Consider the following 17,803-nt stretch of genomic DNA (forward strand, 5'->3'; position numbering starts at 1 on the left):
TCTTCAATCTAATATTTAATGGTTTGCACCCAGCTTGGCACCGATCTGGGCTAGCGTAGGTTCTACCCGATGCAACTTGATATAAAGCTTTATGGCCCGTTGCTGAACCTGCTGCCAGAACTGAAACTCTTCCTTGAAAATCTGCTTCAGCGGCTTTTGCCTGTAATGTTGCAGGAAACGCAAATAATCGCGTACGGTCAAGCCTGCATTCATGGCAGAAAAATACAGGGCCGCCATATCCTTCATCCTGTCGCGGGGTCGAATTGTCTCACGGATGCCCACTCGATGCAGGTCTATCAAATATAGACGTATTTCGCCGTCAACCAATGCAGGCTTATCCAGACAGATATGGCAGATGTAGAAATCACGGTGATTCAGGCCGCTATCGTGCAAATTAGCCGCCAACCCCGCCACCGCCAATAACAATTGGCGCTTGAACCTGGCTTGTGGTGGATTAATCAGCCATGCATCCGCCAGCGTTTCCAGCGAGATAATATCGCCAAGATCGCGTGTAATCAGGAATGATTGCCTGCTGGCAGGACTACACCCCCGCGCGCCAAACCCTGCCAAAGGCGTCGTTGGGATGCCAATCTCACCCAGTTTTTCAATCGCCAGTTTTTCTGTGCTGGCACTGACAATCGGGATCTTGAATGCCAGCAGATTCTTGAAGATTTCACTCCAGCCCACGCCAAAATGCTGCTTGATGAAATAAGGCTGTTCATCAATGATGACCCTGATGGTCTTGCGGCCAGGGACATCGCGAAACACTTCACCGTCTAGCGCCATGACACGGTCAAACAGATCATGCTGACCTAGCTTCAGCTTTAATCTCTCAGGCAACATCATTTCATTGCAAGCACTCATGTCCGTTCTTTCTGCCTGGCTTCTGCCAGACGCAGCAATATATTCGCCTCGGCGCTGCCATCATTGGCTGCCATCACCCCCTGGGCATATTGCAATCCATGGCGACGCCATGCACCCACCTGCGAATCAGCAGCAAAAATCAACGTCAAAGTCTCCCGCAACAATTGATTCAAACTGTCCTGCACAAATGGTATCGGCACCACCCTGCCCGCATTGGCTTCCTGCACGTGATATGCATAACCACAACTGGCCGTTGCCATCACGGGCAAGCCGCTAGCAAGTGCCTCCAATATGACCAGCCCGGTATTTTCACGATACGCCGGATGTAAATAAAGGTCAGCGCCCTGCATCAACTTAGGAATATCGGGCCTGCCCTTGGAAATCACAAGATTGCCAGACACACCGAGCTTACGAGCCAATTTGATAAATGGCTCAGGTTTATCCTGCCCGATTGCGACCAACTTCAAGCGCTGCAACATGTGGCCTGGCAAGGTCGCAATCGCGGCCACAGCCCTGTCCAAGCCCTTCATATAAAAGCCTGAACCCACGAGCAACATCACAATCGCATCTTGCGGCAAATCAAAAGCCTGTCGCAGATACACACGCATCTCATCACGATCATGCAATTGCAACCGCTCGCTGGAAAGGAAAGGCGGAATAAAATGGAAGCGACTTTCCTGCGTCTGATACCAGCGCTGAAACACATTTTTTTCAGCCATATCCACCATGAGCATTTCCGTCCTGGCAGCTGGTGAGAAAATGAGCTCTTCGGTTTTCTGGAACCAGCGGTAGCGTGGCGTCAAGCGATACAACCAGCTGCGCTGATGATGCGCGCGTTCGATAAAACAAGGATCAGCAGCAAAATACACATCCAGTCCGCCCATGCGGTTATAACCTACCATCAGGTCGACACTGAAATCCTGCTCGATCATGGCTTGAGCGCGGTGAATAAAGTGCTGGTATTTCTGGTAATTAAACCATCCCGACGCAGGCACGATATGCACATGAATATTGGCTGCGGGCTGTTCCCCATCCCAGGACATGGTAAAAATATCCACGGTATGCCCCATCGCGGCCAGACGTGTTGCCGTCCGCAACATATCGCGCTGCATGCCGCCATAAGGGAAATACTTGAATATCAGGAAAGCAAACTTCAAATCGACCGCTCTCATTGAGAAAAGAAGCTGAATTGTATGCGAAAATGACATCCATGCCTCGTTTGCTCATGATCAAAACGACATCGCTAGGCGATGTGATCCACAATCTTCCGGTCATTACCGACATCCATGCCCACTTTCCTGACACCATCATAGACTGGGTAGTAGAGGAAAGTTTTGCCGACATTCCCCGCTTGCATCCCAGCGTGCAGCAGGTCATCCCGGTTGCCATCCGCCGCTGGCGCAAATCCTTGCTCAAGAACAGTACCTGGCAGGAAATCCGCCACCTGCGTCATCAATTGTCGGAACATCAGTACGACCATATCATTGATACTCAGGGCTTGCTGAAAAGCGCCATGATTGGCCGGCTCGCCAGCGGTAGCTATCATGGACAGGACAGCGCTTCAGCGCGAGAGCCGCTAGCTGCCAGTTTGTATCATCACACCCATAGGGTGGCGCGCAATCAGCATGCAGTGACCCGCAACCGTGAGCTGGCAGCGCTGGCACTTGGCTACCCCATGCCGGATAACGCCCCTGATTACGGCATTCATGCAGGCCAGTTACCCGGCACACTCACCTTGCCCAGCCAATATATTGCCGGGCTACATGCCACCAGCCGCGACTCCAAGCTATGGCCGGAATCACAATGGATCGTATTGGGCCAACAGTTGCAAACTCAAGGGATTGCCCTGGTTCTTCCATGGGGCAATGCTAGCGAACATGCACGCGCACAAAGGATTGCAGCCGCATTAAGTAATGCGATTGTATTACCCAGACTGGGCCTCACGGCATTGGCCGCCGTCCTCGGGCATGCAGTCGCTGCCATAGGCGTGGATACCGGCCTGGTTCATCTCGCAGCAGCACTGGATAAACCGACCATCGCCATTTATACCGATACCGATCCACTGTTGACCGGTGTGCTGGCACATGACAAACACAAAGTAATCAACCTTGGTGGCAAAGGCCAGAATCCGGATACGGAGTCTGTATTAGATGCGCTGGCGCAAGTCACCACGATCTAACAATTAACCAAGATCAAGCACCTGATATTCAGCAACTCCATTCAATACTGAAAGTTTTATCGCCCTACTTGTAATTCTTTTATATACCCCCATTTGCTTCGTTGTTACATCATTATCAACAGGGATTATCATGCAGCAAGAAGACAAGACTACAGAAACCGGCTTGCCCGACACCGAGCAGGCAACTCTGCAAGAAAATGGCGCGGCAGGCTCGATTGATGACAGGATTGCCGAACTGGAAGCCCAGGTTACCGAGCAACAGGCAGCGGTACTTTACGCCAAGGCCGAGGGTGAAAACATCCGCCGCCGCGCTGCAGATGATATCGACAAGGCACGTAAATTCGCCCTTGAAAAATTCTCCAACGAACTGCTCTCTGTCAAAGACAGTCTGGACGCTGCTTTAAGCGTAGGCTCAGCCACGCTGGAAAGCTATCGTGATGGCGTTGAACTCACCGCCAAACAATTGACCTCAGTGTTCGAGAAATTCAGCATTGTTGAAATCAACCCGGTCGGTGAAAAGTTTGACCCGAATAAACACCAGGCAATTGGTTCAGTGGAAAGCGATGCAGAAGCCAACACTGTCGTGACGGTATTGCAAAAAGGCTACACGCTGAATGAGCGCGTACTGCGCCCTGCGCTGGTCATGGTAGCCAAATAGCACCATCAACTTTTTAGTGGCAATAGGCTTGAAATTAAACGGCCTATCCCCACTTTTGGAACATCGGTAATTACTTTTAATTACAAAACATCAAGTTAAAGAACACAAGGAATCCAGACATGGGAAAAATTATTGGTATTGATTTGGGCACCACCAACTCCTGCGTAGCAGTGATGGAAGGTGGCAAGCCACGCGTGATTGAAAATGCAGAAGGTACCCGTACTACGCCTTCCATCATCGCTTATCAGGAAGATGGTGAAATTCTGGTAGGTGCGCCAGCCAAGCGTCAGGCTGTGACTAACCCAAAGAACACCTTATACGCAGTCAAGCGTCTGATTGGTCGTCGCTTTGAAGAAAAAGAAGTGCAAAAAGACATCGGTCTGATGCCTTACACCATCACCAAGGCTGACAATGGCGATGCCTGGATAGAAGTACGCAATGAAAAACTGGCACCTCCACAAATCTCTGCGGAAGTACTGCGCAAGATGAAGAAGACTGCCGAAGACTACCTGGGCGAAGAAGTCACCGAAGCCGTGATTACGGTACCTGCTTACTTCAACGACAATCAGCGTCAGGCAACCAAGGATGCTGGCCGTATTGCTGGCCTGGAAGTCAAGCGTATCATCAACGAGCCGACAGCGGCTGCCCTGGCGTTTGGTATGGACAAGCAAGAAGGTGATCGCAAGATTGCAGTCTATGACCTGGGTGGTGGTACTTTCGATATCTCCATCATCGAAATTTCCGAAATCGACGGTGAACACCAGTTTGAAGTGTTATCTACCAATGGTGATACCTTCCTGGGTGGCGAAGATTTTGATAACCGCCTGATCGACTTCCTGGCCGATGAGTTCAAGAAGGAAAACGGCCTGGACCTGCGCAATGACTTGCTGGCAAAGCAACGCCTGAAGGAAGCCGCGGAAAAAGCCAAGATCGAACTGTCTTCCAGTGCACAAACTGAAGTCAACTTGCCTTACATCACTGCAGACGCTTCCGGTCCCAAGCACTTGGTTGTGAAGATCAACCGCGCCAAGCTGGAAAGCCTGGTGGATGACCTGATCGAACGCACCATCACGCCTTGCGTCACCGCATTGAAGGATGCTGGCGTCAAGGCTTCCGACATCAGCGATGTCATCCTGGTGGGCGGTCAAAGCCGTATGCCTAAGGTGCAGGAAAAAGTGAAGGAAATCTTCGGTCGCGAGCCACGCAAGGACGTGAACCCTGATGAAGCCGTTGCCGTAGGTGCTTCCATTCAAGGTGGCGTACTCAAGGGTGACGTGAAGGATGTATTGCTGCTGGATGTCACACCATTGTCACTGGGTATTGAAACTCTGGGCGGCGTGATGACCAAGCTGATCAAGAAGAACACCACGATCCCGACCAAGGCATCGCAAGTGTTCTCTACAGCGGAAGACAACCAGTCTGCAGTAACCATCCATGTCCTGCAAGGTGAGCGTGAAGTGGCTACTGGCAATAAGAGCCTGGGTCAATTCAACCTAGCTGACATTCCACCCGCAGCACGTGGTTTGCCACAGATCGAAGTGACGTTTGACATTGATGCCAACGGTATCTTACATGTGTCAGCCAAGGATAAGGCGACCAACAAGGAAAACAAAATCACCATCAAGGCGAACTCTGGTTTGTCCGATGAAGAAATTCAACGCATGGAAGAAGATGCGGCCAAGTATGCAGATGAAGACAAGCAACTGCGCGAACTGATCGATGCGCGTAACAGTGCTGACGGCGCTATCCACAGCGTGAAAAAATCCCTGGGTGACCATGGAGACAAGCTGGATGCTGGTGAGAAAGAAAGCATAGAAAACGCCGTCAAGGAGCTGGAAGACGTGATCAAGGGCGAGGACAAGGACGCCATTGAAAGCAAGACCAACGCCCTGATTGAAGCTTCACAGAAATTGGGCGAAAAGGTCTACGCGGCCAGCCAAGCTGAGAACAACGTTGAAACCAACCCTGACCAGCCACAAGAAAAAACTGTGGATGCCGAAGTGGTGGATGCCGAGTTTGAAGAAGTCAAAAGCGACAAGAAGTAAGTCCTTCTCCATGTAACCAACCATGAGGCGCACAGGGAAATCCCTGTTGTGCCTCATGCACTTTTAGCAGAAGACAATGGCAAAAAGAGATTATTACGAGATACTTGGCGTCAACCGTGATGCGTCGGATGATGAAATCAAGAAGGCTTACCGCAAGCTGGCAATGAAGTATCACCCTGACCGCAACCCGGACAACCCCAAGGCAGAAGAAAGCTTTAAAGAAGCCAAAGAAGCCTACGAAATCCTGTCCGATGACCAGAAACGCGGCGCTTATGATCAATATGGTCATGCTGGCGTTGACCCCAGCGCCGGTGCTGGCGCAGCGGGTGCAGGTTTCGGTAATTTTTCTGATGCATTTGGCGATATTTTTGGTGATATTTTCGGCGGTGGAGGCGGTGGTGGCCGTCGATCCAATGTGTATCGTGGCGCCGACTTGCGCTACAACATGGAAATATCCCTAGAAGATGCTGCACGTGGTACAGAAACCAAAATCCGCATCCCGGTCATGGATGAATGCGAAACCTGCCACGGATCAGGCGCACGCCCAGGCACTCAGCCCGTCACTTGTACCACTTGTGGCGGTCATGGACAGGTACGCATGCAGCAGGGCTTTTTCTCTGTGCAGCAGACCTGCCCCAAGTGTCACGGCTCAGGCAAGATGGTCAAAGACCCTTGCCCGACCTGCCATGGTGGCGGCCGCGTCAAGCAACACAAAACCCTCTCCGTCAAAATCCCAGCCGGTGTAGATGAAGGCGATCGTATCCGTCTTTCAGGCGAAGGTGAGGCTGGCGTTAATGGTGGCCCACCGGGTGATCTTTATGTCGTCGTGCACATCAAGCAACACGATATTTTCCAGCGCGAAGGTGCCAATCTGCATTGCGAGATGCCTATCAGCTTTACCGTAGCGGCATTGGGTGGTGAGATCGAAATCCCGACACTGGATGGTCACGCCAAGATGAAAATCCCGGCAGAAACCCAGACTGGTGCAGTATTCCGCCTGCGCGGCAAAGGCATCAAGCCATTGCGCAGTAGCGACCTGGGCGACCTCATGTGCCATGTCGTGGTGGAAACCCCAGTCAAACTGACAGATCGCCAGAAGGAACTCCTGCGTGAGATGGAAGACATCAACCAACTAGACTCTGGCAAGCATAGTCCACGGGCAAAATCCTGGATGACCAAGGTCAAGGATTTCTTTCAGTAAATTTTGTAGTTGAATGAAAAAAGGCACGGTTTTTACCGTGCCTTTTTGTTTGACTCATTCGCGGAGCTATTTCTTTACAGGTTGGGCTTTAGGGGGCTTTTTGTTTGCTCTCGTCCACGGGGCTGGCCTGTGCTTGACGCTTTCTATCCTCCGCTGCCTGCGCGGCGCGTATTTCGCGCACTACCGAGCCGACGTCGGCTTTTTGCAAGCTAGCACGGAATTTTCCGCTCAGGCTGGATTCTGGGGTGAGCAAACCATGTTCGTACAGACTCCAGATCTCCTCACCATACTGGCTTTGTAACAGCTGCGGGGCGAAGCGACCAAAGTAAGTAGCCAGATTGGTCACGTCGCGCGCCAGCATGGCCTTGGCGTTGTTATTGGCGGCGGCATCCACAGCCTGTGGCAGGTCGATGATGACCGGGCCATCTTCGCTCAAGAGTATATTGAACTCGGAAAGATCGCCATGTATCACGCCTGCACATAGCATCTTTACCACTTCGGCAATCAGTTGCGCGTGATATTGCAGTGCCTGTGCCTCTGATAGCTCGACATCATTCAGGCGCGGCGCTGCCATGCCGTCGCTGCCGGTTACCAGCTCCATCAACAGCACACCTTCGTAGAAATTGTAAGGCTGCGGCACACGTACACCCACAGCAGCCAGTTTGTGCAAGGTATCCACTTCATGGCTTTGCCAGGCCTGCTCCTGCTGCTGGCGCCCATACTTGCTGCCCTTGGCCATGGCGCGTGCCTGGCGGCTATTCTTGGTGCGACGGCCTTCCTGGTACAGGGCATTGTTCTGGAAGCTGCGCTGTTCGGCTTCTTTGTAGACCTTGGCACAGCGCACATCGTCACCGCAACGTACCACGAACACTACGGCTTCCTTACCGCTCATCAACTGGCGCATGACCTCGTCAACCAGTCCATCTTCAACCAGCGGCGCCAGCCGTTTCGGGATTTTCATGGCTTACAGCTTTAAAAAAGCCTTGGCCCTGCGCCATGTCTGGCCCAAGGCAGAGCCTTCCAGCTTATAGTGCTTGTACAGCGGCTGTTTGACTTCCCAGCTCGCCTTGATACCAGCGGGAAAGGTGACCAGGTCCCCTTTACCAAATTTAACCGGGCTGCCACCTTCAGGCGTGATGACGCATTCGCCCTCCAGGATGTAGGCAATTTCCTGCTCATGGAAAGTCCAAGGAAACACGGACACTTCCTTGCGCCAGGTAGGCCATTTGTTAACGCCCAGCGCTTCCAGGTTGGAGGTTGAGGGCTTATGTTCAACGATAATCTTGCTCATGTACTGTTTTCCGAAATTGTATGGCAGCAGTTGTTGACAGCTACTGCATGGTTAAATGGGCTGGCGCGGATTCAATCCGGGCGGGCACGCTATGGTATCAGGTAAGGATGCAGATGTATTACAGGTGGCATGATTAAGATCAATGCGCTGTTTGCTATGTTATTCGACAGGGCAATCAACCGCGCGGTTTTTACATGTGGGTGATGATCTTCTCCCTGCACCAAGTATCCAAAGAAACTCTTACCCCATCAACTTTATTTACCCGCCCATCCTGTGCAACCTTAATCTCAGGCTGTAGTATGGAACCTTAATAGATTTTACATCTTCCATGTCAAATAATAATCAGCAATCTTCTTCTAGCATCTCACTATTCAGCGGCTGGCTACTCCTGCTAGGCGCATTGACCGGACTGGCACCCCTGTCGATTGATATGTACCTGCCCGGCTTCCCTGCCATTGAAAAAAGCCTGCTTGCCCATGCAGGCAGCGCAGAGTTGACACTGGCAAGCTACTTCATTGGACTCGCCTTGGGGCAACTCTTTTACGGCCCGCTTAGTGACCGCTTTGGGCGCAGGATGCCATTGATGGTGGGCCTCATCATCTACATTGCCGCTTCAATCGGCTGTGCTTATGCAGGCAGTATCCCTGAACTCATTACCTGGCGTTTTTTACAGGCGCTGGGGGGTTGTGCCGGTATCGTGGTGACATTGGCCGTAGTGCGTGACCGATGTAGTCCCAACGATGCTGCGCGTGCCATGTCCATGCTGATTCTCGTAATGGGGATAGCGCCTATCCTGGCACCGCTGATTGGTGGATGGATAGTCACTGCGCTGGACTGGCGCGCACTGTTTATCACGCTGGCCGTTGTAGGCGTGCTAGGACTGATCGCGGTCTATTTCTGGCTGGAAGAAACCCATGACACCAGCCAGGAGCCTCCACTCGTCCTCTCACAGGTATTGCTGAACTATGGCAAGCTGCTAGTGGATCGAAAGTTCATCGGCTATACCTTGAGTGGCGGCCTGGCACGTGCTGGCATGTTTGCCTATATCGCAGGCTCCCCCTTTGTGTTTATCGAGTATTACCAGATACCTGCCCAGCATTACGGCTGGATCTTTGGGATCAATGCAGCAGGGCTCATATTGTTCAGTCAGATCAATGCCTGGCGCCTGAAAAACCATGATGTCACCCTTCTGCTTTCGCGCGCCTTGTGGCTTCCTGCCATCATCGGTGTTTTCTTAGTGACACTTTCGCTGACTGATCACATCACCCTGCCTTTGCTGTTAGCCGGTATCTTCTGCTTCATCGCCAGCATAGGATATATAGGCCCAAACTCCAGCGCAGCCACGCTCGCCACCCATGGCCACAATGCAGGCACAGCTTCAGCCCTGATGGGCTCATTGCAGTTTTGCCTGGCCACCATGGCAGGTTTCCTAGTCAACCTGCTCCACGATGGCACGACCTTCCCCATGGCCATGGTCATGGCAGGCTGTGGCATCGGGGCCTGGGGAGTACATAGATGGTTGATTGTGCAAAGATTGGTCACTGCCAGAAGTTAGCAAAACTTCAGACCCACCTGAGTCTCGAACCCATCTTAAAGCAAAACCCGCAAACAGTGAGCAGCACTGGGATATTCACGAGTAACAAGACGAAAAATCCCAATGCCAAAGCAAAGTGAGATCACTACACTAGCCCTTAAACACAAAAGCCCGAGAAAATCTCGGGCTTTTGTGTTTAATATATCCAGTTAACTGAAAAATGCCGCTTGTTGCACATTATCCAGCCGACTATACAAGCGATTGATACCACTAATCACGGCAAGAATAGACGCTGTCACCAAGTTAGCATCAATGCCGGCCCCATAGACGGTTCCCGGCTGGCCCGCATAACCCAGCTCGGCAAACGCCACCGCCTTGGCACTGGCTCCCGCCCCCATCGCACGTTCCTCATAGTCATGAATGGATAACTGGCTCCCAAAGGCATTCACCAGGGCATCTATTGGCCCATTGCCTTTCCCTTCCAGGGTCTTTTCTTTTCCATCAATTCTGGCAATCAGTTTGATATGTTGTTGCTCACCATGTTCACTCAACTCGTGATCAACATAATGCACAGGCTCCACCGCCTCTATATATTCACGATTGAACAAACTCCAGATACCATCCGCAGAGACTTCCTGCCCTGTTGTATCGGTGAGTCGCTGAACCGCTCCACTGAACTCCACTTGCATGCGACGTGGCATGGCAAGGCCGTAACCGGTTTCGAGCAGGTAGGCGATACCCCCCTTGCCGGATTGGCTGTTAACCCGAATGATCGAGTCATAGGTACGGCCTACATCATGGGGATCTATAGGCAGATAGGGTACTTCCCATACACCATCAGGGTTTTGCACCGCAAATCCTTTCTTGATCGCATCCTGATGCGATCCTGAGAAGGCAGTGAATACCAGGTCGCCAGCATAAGGATGACGGGGATGTACAGGTAGTTGCGTACAGTCCTCCACTGTTCGTGCAATCGCGTTGATATTGGAAAAGTCCAGCCTAGGGTTAACGCCCTGCGTATAAAGATTCAGGGCAAGACTGACTAAATCCACATTCCCGGTACGCTCGCCATGACCGAACAGGCAACCCTCAATCCGGTCTGCACCTGCCATCACAGCCAGCTCAGCAGCGGCAACAGCGGTACCGCGGTCATTATGCGGATGCACGCTTAAAATAATGCTGTCACGACGGGCAAGATGGGTATGCATCCATTCAATCTGGTCTGCATAGTAATTCGGGGTGCCAATTTCAACGGTAGCGGGCAAGTTCAAGATAATCTTGCGATCTGGCCTCGCCTCCCATATCTCGGTCACCGCATCACAAATGTCCTTGGCGAAATCCAGTTCGGTGGCTGTAAAGGTTTCCGGGCTGTATTGGAATACCCACTCGGTTTCCGGGCGCTCATCAGTCAGCTGCTTGATCAGGCGCGCACTATCCGTGGCAATTTTCTTAACCCCCGCCTGATCGGTTTTGAACACGATCTTGCGGAATTCGGGGGCAGTAGCATTGTATACATGCACAATCGCCCGGCGTGCGCCGCGCAAGGATTCAAAAGTACGACGGATCAAGTCTTCACGCGCCTGGGTCAGCACTTCGATGGTCACATCGTCCGGGATATGCCCGTTTTCTATGAGGTTGCGCACAAAATCAAAATCAGTCTGCGAAGCAGAAGGAAAAGCTACCTCAATTTCCTTGAAGCCAATATCCACCAGCATCTTGAACATGCGCATCTTGCGTTCTGCGTTCATGGGCTCAAACAAGGCCTGGTTGCCATCGCGCAGATCCGTACTCATCCAGATTGGTGCCTTGCTGATGGTTCTGGCTGGCCAGGCACGCTGTGGCAAGTCAATCGGGGTAAATGGGCGGTATTTGCTATTGGGTTGTTTTAACATGGTGTTCTCTCAGTTTAAGGGCAGATGACGGCTTGACTGGGCTGGCAGGCTACCGCACACGCAAGGCCTGACAACCGTACCGCAGTCGGCACTGACTAAAAAAGGGATTCATTATTCAACACTCGCACATGACTTTATAACAGGGATTAGTCCTCGAAACTTCAAGGACAGAGAACATTAGCAGGAGGAGGATAGTATTAGATGCGCGCCAGGCGCAGCAGCAGACCTAGGCCGAACAAGGCCTGGAGGAAGGAAACAAAAGTGGTCTGCTGTATCTTCATGATTGGGCAATCATAAACAGACAGCCTACCTGTGTCAATCCAGGCAGGCGTGAGCCTGCCTGGACCAAACCAAGCCATATTCTCCAAACGGCATGTTGCTAGTGAACATACCTCGGAAGAGACATGAACTCATGGCTGTTAACTGACATATTTCCTGATTTCGCTTGCCGCCTGCAATACCGCCGCCTTTGCCTGTGGGGTGTTGACGAGAGGATTGAGCAGGCCGAAATCATGAATCGCTCCCAGGTAGCGAGTACTGGTCACTTCGACCCCCGCATCAATCAGCAGGTGCGCATAGGCCTCGCCCTCGTCACGCAATACGTCAAACTCAGCTGTCTGAATCAGCGCAGGAGGCAAGTCCGCCAATTGCTCTACAGTCGCATTTAATGGGGAAGCATAGATTTCACGACGGCTATCCTGATTTTCAAGATAATGATCCCAAAACCACTTCATCATATTGCGTGTCAGGAAGTAATCGCTTTCAAACTGTTGGTAGGACTCTGTATTGAAACGTGCATCTGTGACCGGCCAGAACAGGGTTTGATGACGAATCAGCGGCGTGTTTTTTTCCTTGGCCATCAAACATACTACCGTGGCGATATTGCCACCCGCACTATTACCAGCCACTGTCAGGCGCGAGCCATCCACACCGATCTGGTGGCCATTTTCCGCCACCCATTTTGTCGCCAGATAGCACTCGATGGTCGCAGTGGGATATCTAGCTTCCGGGGAACGGGTGTAATCGACATACACCACTGCACAATCAGACGCGATGGCTAAATCATGGATCAAGCGCTGATGGGTTTCAAAATCGCCCAATACCCAGCCACCGCCATGGAAGAACATGACTACAGGCGGATTGACAGCAAGATTGGGAGGGCGAACGACTGTCAGGCTGATGGTGTGATTTTCAGCCTGTATCTCCCGCTGCTCAATATCAACATGGGCCAAATCAACCGGCACACTTTTCTGTGTATCGACCAAGACTTGCCGAGCTTCCACCGCCGAGAGCTCTTCAAGCGGCTTGCTATCTGAATCAGCCAGTTTTTCAAGAAACGCTCGCGTTTGTGGTTCAACCCCACTGTATTGATCCTGCGAGGGGGAAAATGTATTCAAGATAGGGCTAAGTATGTTCATGTCTGTCCTCCGGCTTGGCTGATGAGATGTGAGCCAGCCTCAGCTGGCTATCCTGTGTCTGATTGTACGCCAGCGAATGAGCACATGATGTCAGCAGCTAACTGATAGCCATGTAGGAATAACAGGACTGACTGTTATTTTTGCGGTAACCCTTCCCAACCACCACCTAGCGCTGCCACCAGCTGGACGCTGTTAATCAGGCGGGTTTGCTGCAAGGTCAGCAAGGTGCGTTCATTATTCAGGGCGGTGGTCTGCGCGGTCACCACATCCAGAAAGCTGATCAACCCCACACGATACTGGTTGGTGAACTGCTTGAGCGATTTACGCGCCGCTTCTGTCGCCTGCTCGCGCAAGACCGATTCCTCGCCTAGCGTATGCAAGGCCACCAGATAATCTTCAACTTCACGGAAAGCGGTCAACACGGTTTGCCTGTAACTCGCGACCGAGGCATCGTAGGTCGCTTCCGCACTATCGACCGCATACTTGTTACGACCGCCATTGAAGAGCGTCATCGCCAGTGAAGGTCCCACCGACCAGTAGCGATTAGGCAGCGTAATCCAGTCGCCAAACGTGCTGCTTCTGTAACCACCGGCAGCAGATAAACTCAAGCTGGGATAATACGCCGCCTTGGCTACGCCTATGCTGGCATTAGCCGAGATCACGGAACGTTCAGCCGCCGCCACATCCGGCCTCCGCTCCAGCAACTGGCTGGGAACGCTCGCCGGTATACCAGGCAATAATGGCACTGCCCCGTTATCTGCCAACGAGAAATTGGCTGGTGCTTCACCGATCAGCACGGCAATGGCATTTTCCAGTTGTGCACGTTGCCAGACCAGATCAACCAGATCAGCCTCAGTACCTTTCAACTGGGTTTGTGCAGCAGCGACATCGGCACTTGATACGATGCCGCGCTTGAACTGACTTTCCGTCATTTGCATGACACGCTTGTAGGTATCTACAGTTTCGGTAAGCAAGCGTTTTTGCTGATCCATCACGCGTAATTGCAGATAGTTCTGTACCAACTCGGATTGCATGCTGAGGCGCATGGCGGCCAGTGTTGCCAGGCTGGCATCCGCGGTTGCCGTGTTAGCTTCCAGGGTGCGACGCAGGCTTCCCCAGATATCAACTTCCCAGCTGGCATTCAGGGCCGCATTATACGTGTTGCGGATGCCGGTCGTCTGCACGGTCTGGCTAGAGGTAGAACTGCCTGTACCCTGCCCTGCCCGTGTCTTGCCTACCGTAGTGGTCAGTTGTGGGAACAGGGCGCCACGCGCACTTTGCGCCAGGGCAAACGCCTGGCGATATTGCGCCTCATACTGGGCTACCGTCTGGTTCGATTGGTTCAGGCGTTCAATCAGCGCATTGAGCTCAGCATCGCCATATCGCTGCCACCACTCACCACGTGGTTGTTCATCTGCAGGTGCAGCCATGCTCCAGCCTTCCACATGCTTGAACTGCGCAGGCACCACTGTATCAGGCCGGTGATAGTCCGGCCCCACCATGCACGCCGACAATAATAACGACAGCCCCACCATGCCAACCTTGGCCAATGTACTCATTACTTGCTCTCCAACATTGCACTGTCTTGCGTACCACGCTTACGCATCGCCCAGTGACGCAAACGATCCAGATAAAGATAAATGACTGGCGTGGTGTATAGGGTCAATAACTGGCTCACCAACAAGCCGCCGACAATCGCCACGCCCAGTGGCCTGCGCAGGGGTGCATCCCCATCGGTGCCGAAAATCAGCGGCAACGCGCCTAGCAAAGCCGCCATCGTGGTCATGAGGATGGGTCGCAAGCGTTGCATGCATGCCTCCATAATAGCCTCTCGGGGTGCCAGGCCTTGCTCGCGCTCCGCCACCAAGGCAAAGTCAATCATGAGGATGGCATTTTTCTTCACGATACCGATCAGGAGAATGATGCCAATCAAGGCAATCAGGGTGAGTGGTGTATCAAACAGGATTAAGGCCAGCAAAGCCCCGACCCCGGCGGAAGGCAGGGTGGAAAGAATGGTCAATGGGTGAATGTAACTTTCATACAACATGCCGAGCACGATATAAACAGAAGCGAGCGCTGCCACAATCAGCCAGGGCATCTGCGCCAGCACCTTATCAAGTGCGCCTGCGGTACCAGAAAAAGTCGCCTGTACGTTCAATGGCATTTTGAGGTCACTTAATGCATTGCGTACCTTTTGCTTGGCGTTATCGAGGTTACCGCCCTCAGGCAGGTTGAAGGAAAAAGTAACAGATGCAAACTGCCCTTCATGCTGAACGGAAGAAGGCGAAGTGTTATACCCCAGCGTCACCAGATTGGACAGTGGCACGCGTGCGCCCGTGCTGGTAACAACATAGAGACTGGAGAGAATGTCCGGGCTTTGCATGTATTTATCCGCTACCCCCATCACCACCCGGTACTGGTTCTGCTCCTGGTAAATTGTCGAAATCTGCCGCTGGGCATAGGAATTGTTCAACAAGGCAATGATCATCTGCACATCCACGCCCAGTCGCTGGGCAGCGGCACGGTCTATATGCAGGTAGACCTGTACGGTCTTGCTGCGTCCGCCGCCACTAACATCGGTAATGTCCGGCACCGCCTGCATTGCTTCCAGCACCTTGGGTTCCCATACCCGCAGTGCCTTGATGTCATCGCTTTTCAGTGTCATTTGGTATGAGGAATCGCTGGAGCGCCCACCTATGCGTAAATCTTGCATATTGACCAGAAACATGGATGCCCCGGGCACTTCACCCAGCTTGGGTCTCAGCCTGGCAATAATGGCTTCAACCGGCTCACGTTGCTTGATGTCTTTCAGGATGATAATGAAATTACCAGAGTTGGTAGATGCGCCTGGACCGCGGCCGCTTCCCGACATCACCATCACCTGATCAATGGCGGGATCTGCCAGCAGGATATTGCGAAACGCTTCCAGCTTGCGTTGCAACTCATTAAAAGACACGCCCTGATCTGCACGCGCATTGCCAAACATGCGGCCAGTGTCTTGGTCAGGAAACATGCCTTTGGGAATGACAATATAGAGATACACATTAACCGCAATAGTAAACAGCAGAATGACCAGTGTCATGGCAGAATGGTCCAGCGTCCATGACAAGGTGTTACGATAAAAGGTCAGGAGTCTCTGGAAAAAACCATCCCTATCCTGAACCGCAGGATGCGCCGGATCAACAGCCCTGGCATCCTGGCGCCGCAATAAGTAAGCGCAGAGCATGGGGGTGAGCGTGAGGGAAACAAATAAAGAGATCAAAATTGCCACCGACAAGGTCACAGCAAATTCGCGGAACAAGCGGCCAGTAATTTCCCCCATGAATATCAAGGGAATAAATACCGCCACCAGTGACACACTCATGGCCACTACGGTAAAGCCCACCTCACGCGCACCACGCAAAGAGGCTCGCAGGGGAGACTCCCCCTGCTCTATGCGCTTACTGATGTGCTCGACCACCACGATGGCATCATCCACCACAAACCCGGTGGAAATAATCAACGCCATCAGCGATAGATTATTCAAGGAAAACCCGCATAAATACATGGCCGCAAATGTGGCAATCAGGGATACCGGCACTGCCAGTGCTGGAATAAGCGTCGCCCTGCCATTTTTGAGGAAAATATAGACCACCAGAATCACCAGCGCGACCGAGATCATCAGGGTGAATTCCGCTTCATGTAGCGATGCCCGGATATTGGGACTTCTATCTTCCACCACGGTTAACTTGATATCGTCACCCAAACTGCTTTGGATGCTGGGGAGCTGGCTACGTATATCGTCTATCATCTCAATGATATTGGCACCAGACTCCCGGCTTACAATCAACAGAATGGCACGTTGATTGTTATGAAAGCCTACATTGCGCACATCCTCTACCGAGTCATAGACCGTGGCAACATCACTCAAGCGCGTCACTGCACCCTGCCGATTGGCAATAATCAGTGGACGATAATCCTTGGCCCGCAGCAATCTGTCATTGGCATCAATCTGCCAGCTGTATTCATCATCCTGCAAAAATCCCTTGGGGCCGCTGCCATTGGCCGCGTTGATGGCGGTACGCACATCATCGAGTGAAAGCCCCTGCTGGCTCAGCGCATCCGGGTTAAGATCAACGCGCACGGCGGGTAGCGAACTGCCCGCCACGTTGACCTGGCTGACCCCTTGCACCTGGGCAATCTTGCGGCCCACCATATTGGTTGCCAGGTCATAAAGCTCGCCCATACTCTTGGTTGGGGAAGTCATGGTCAGCACCATGCTCGGCATATCCGCGGGGTTCATCTTGCGATAGCTCGGGCGAGTCGGCATGCCCGTGGGCAACATGCCAGCAGCAGCATTGATGGCAGCCTGCACCTCGCGTGCCGCCACATTGATGTCCTTCTCAAGCTCGAACTGCAAGGTCACCGAGGTGCTGCCTTGCGAACTGGAGGACGTCATTTCCGAGATGCCGGAAATCCGTCCCAAACTACGCTCCAGCGGAGTCGCCACTGAAGACGCCATGGTTTCAGGGCTGGCGCCCGCCAATGATGCCGAGACCACAATGGTAGGGAAATCCACCTGTGGCAGAGGCGCCACCGGCAAGAAGCCAAATGCCAGCCAACCCGCTAGCAGGAAACCTAGCGACACCAGCCATGTCATGACCGGTCGCAGGATAAAGAGCGCGGAAGGACTGCGCTCGGAGGCCTTCAGCTCAGATTGGGACAGGACGCGCTTCACCATG

General features: G+C 52.6%; 14 protein-coding genes. 5 read left to right on the forward strand and 9 right to left on the reverse strand.

The genetic code is table 11. The annotated features are described in order from the left end of the window. Window positions 1-15: 15 nt before the first annotated feature. Window positions 16-864 (reverse strand): lipopolysaccharide core heptose(I) kinase RfaP, encoded by an 849-nt coding sequence (rfaP, locus tag LG201_RS06775; RefSeq protein WP_226771398.1) that lies wholly within the window; start codon window positions 862-864, stop codon window positions 16-18. Next, the gene (locus tag LG201_RS06780) at window positions 861-2,036 is read right to left on the reverse strand and encodes a glycosyltransferase family 4 protein (protein WP_226771399.1); all 1,176 of its coding nucleotides are present in this window, start codon (window positions 2,034-2,036) and stop codon (window positions 861-863) included. The genes rfaP and LG201_RS06780 overlap by 4 nt, the downstream gene beginning before the upstream one ends. A gap of 38 nt (window positions 2,037-2,074) precedes the next feature. Between LG201_RS06780 and waaC the strand changes: the two genes are divergently transcribed. The 4 genes from waaC (at window position 2,075) to dnaJ (ending at window position 6,947) form a co-directional block, all read left to right on the forward strand. Continuing rightward, entirely contained in the window at window positions 2,075-3,043 is a 969-nt protein-coding gene (gene waaC / locus LG201_RS06785) for a lipopolysaccharide heptosyltransferase I (protein WP_319006040.1), read from the forward strand. 130 nt (window positions 3,044-3,173) lie between these two features. Beyond that, window positions 3,174-3,701: a nucleotide exchange factor GrpE gene (gene grpE / locus LG201_RS06790; RefSeq protein WP_226771401.1), complete on the forward strand. Its 528-nt coding sequence runs from the start codon at window positions 3,174-3,176 to the stop codon at window positions 3,699-3,701. 119 nt (window positions 3,702-3,820) lie between these two features. Beyond that, the gene (gene dnaK, locus LG201_RS06795; RefSeq protein ID WP_226771402.1) at window positions 3,821-5,746 is read left to right on the forward strand and encodes a molecular chaperone DnaK; all 1,926 of its coding nucleotides are present in this window, start codon (window positions 3,821-3,823) and stop codon (window positions 5,744-5,746) included. Between the two features lie 76 nt (window positions 5,747-5,822). Beyond that, window positions 5,823-6,947 carry a molecular chaperone DnaJ gene (gene dnaJ, locus LG201_RS06800; RefSeq protein ID WP_226771403.1) on the forward strand — a complete coding sequence of 375 codons (1,125 nt, stop codon included), beginning with the start codon at window positions 5,823-5,825 and terminating at the stop codon, window positions 6,945-6,947. Window positions 6,948-7,035: 88 nt separating this feature from the next. Here dnaJ and LG201_RS06805 read toward each other — a convergent pair whose 3' ends face one another. Together LG201_RS06805 and LG201_RS06810 are read right to left on the reverse strand one after the other, a co-directional pair. Further along, window positions 7,036-7,908 (reverse strand): PA4780 family RIO1-like protein kinase, encoded by an 873-nt coding sequence (locus LG201_RS06805; RefSeq protein WP_226771404.1) that lies wholly within the window; start codon window positions 7,906-7,908, stop codon window positions 7,036-7,038. Between the two features lie 3 nt (window positions 7,909-7,911). Beyond that, the gene (locus tag LG201_RS06810) at window positions 7,912-8,238 is read right to left on the reverse strand and encodes a cupin domain-containing protein (RefSeq protein ID WP_226771405.1); all 327 of its coding nucleotides are present in this window, start codon (window positions 8,236-8,238) and stop codon (window positions 7,912-7,914) included. 328 nt (window positions 8,239-8,566) lie between these two features. Here LG201_RS06810 and LG201_RS06815 point away from each other — a divergent pair, with 328 nt between their 5' ends. After that, window positions 8,567-9,793, forward strand: a complete 1,227-nt coding sequence (locus LG201_RS06815; protein ID WP_226771406.1) for a Bcr/CflA family multidrug efflux MFS transporter — start codon at window positions 8,567-8,569, stop codon at window positions 9,791-9,793. A 188-nt stretch (window positions 9,794-9,981) separates the two neighbouring features. Here the strand turns inward: LG201_RS06815 and leuA are convergent, their stop codons facing one another. The 5 genes from leuA to LG201_RS06840 all read right to left on the reverse strand — a co-directional run bounded on the left by leuA (window position 9,982) and on the right by LG201_RS06840 (window position 17,802). Continuing rightward, the gene (gene leuA, locus LG201_RS06820) at window positions 9,982-11,664 is read right to left on the reverse strand and encodes a 2-isopropylmalate synthase (protein ID WP_226771407.1); all 1,683 of its coding nucleotides are present in this window, start codon (window positions 11,662-11,664) and stop codon (window positions 9,982-9,984) included. Between the two features lie 197 nt (window positions 11,665-11,861). Continuing rightward, window positions 11,862-12,023: a hypothetical protein gene (locus tag LG201_RS06825; RefSeq protein WP_226771408.1), complete on the reverse strand. Its 162-nt coding sequence runs from the start codon at window positions 12,021-12,023 to the stop codon at window positions 11,862-11,864. Between the two features lie 60 nt (window positions 12,024-12,083). After that, window positions 12,084-13,082 (reverse strand): alpha/beta hydrolase, encoded by a 999-nt coding sequence (locus tag LG201_RS06830; RefSeq protein WP_226771409.1) that lies wholly within the window; start codon window positions 13,080-13,082, stop codon window positions 12,084-12,086. 134 nt (window positions 13,083-13,216) lie between these two features. Next, the gene (locus LG201_RS06835) at window positions 13,217-14,641 is read right to left on the reverse strand and encodes an efflux transporter outer membrane subunit (RefSeq protein ID WP_319006041.1); all 1,425 of its coding nucleotides are present in this window, start codon (window positions 14,639-14,641) and stop codon (window positions 13,217-13,219) included. Further along, complete coding sequence (locus LG201_RS06840) at window positions 14,641-17,802, reverse strand: multidrug efflux RND transporter permease subunit (RefSeq protein ID WP_226771410.1); 3,162 nt, start codon at window positions 17,800-17,802, stop codon at window positions 14,641-14,643. Before LG201_RS06840 ends, LG201_RS06835 begins: the two co-directional genes overlap by 1 nt. Window position 17,803: the final 1 nt, after the last annotated feature.

The organism is Methylobacillus gramineus, assembly GCF_020532675.1.
GTDB lineage: Bacteria > Pseudomonadota > Gammaproteobacteria > Burkholderiales > Methylophilaceae > Methylobacillus > Methylobacillus gramineus.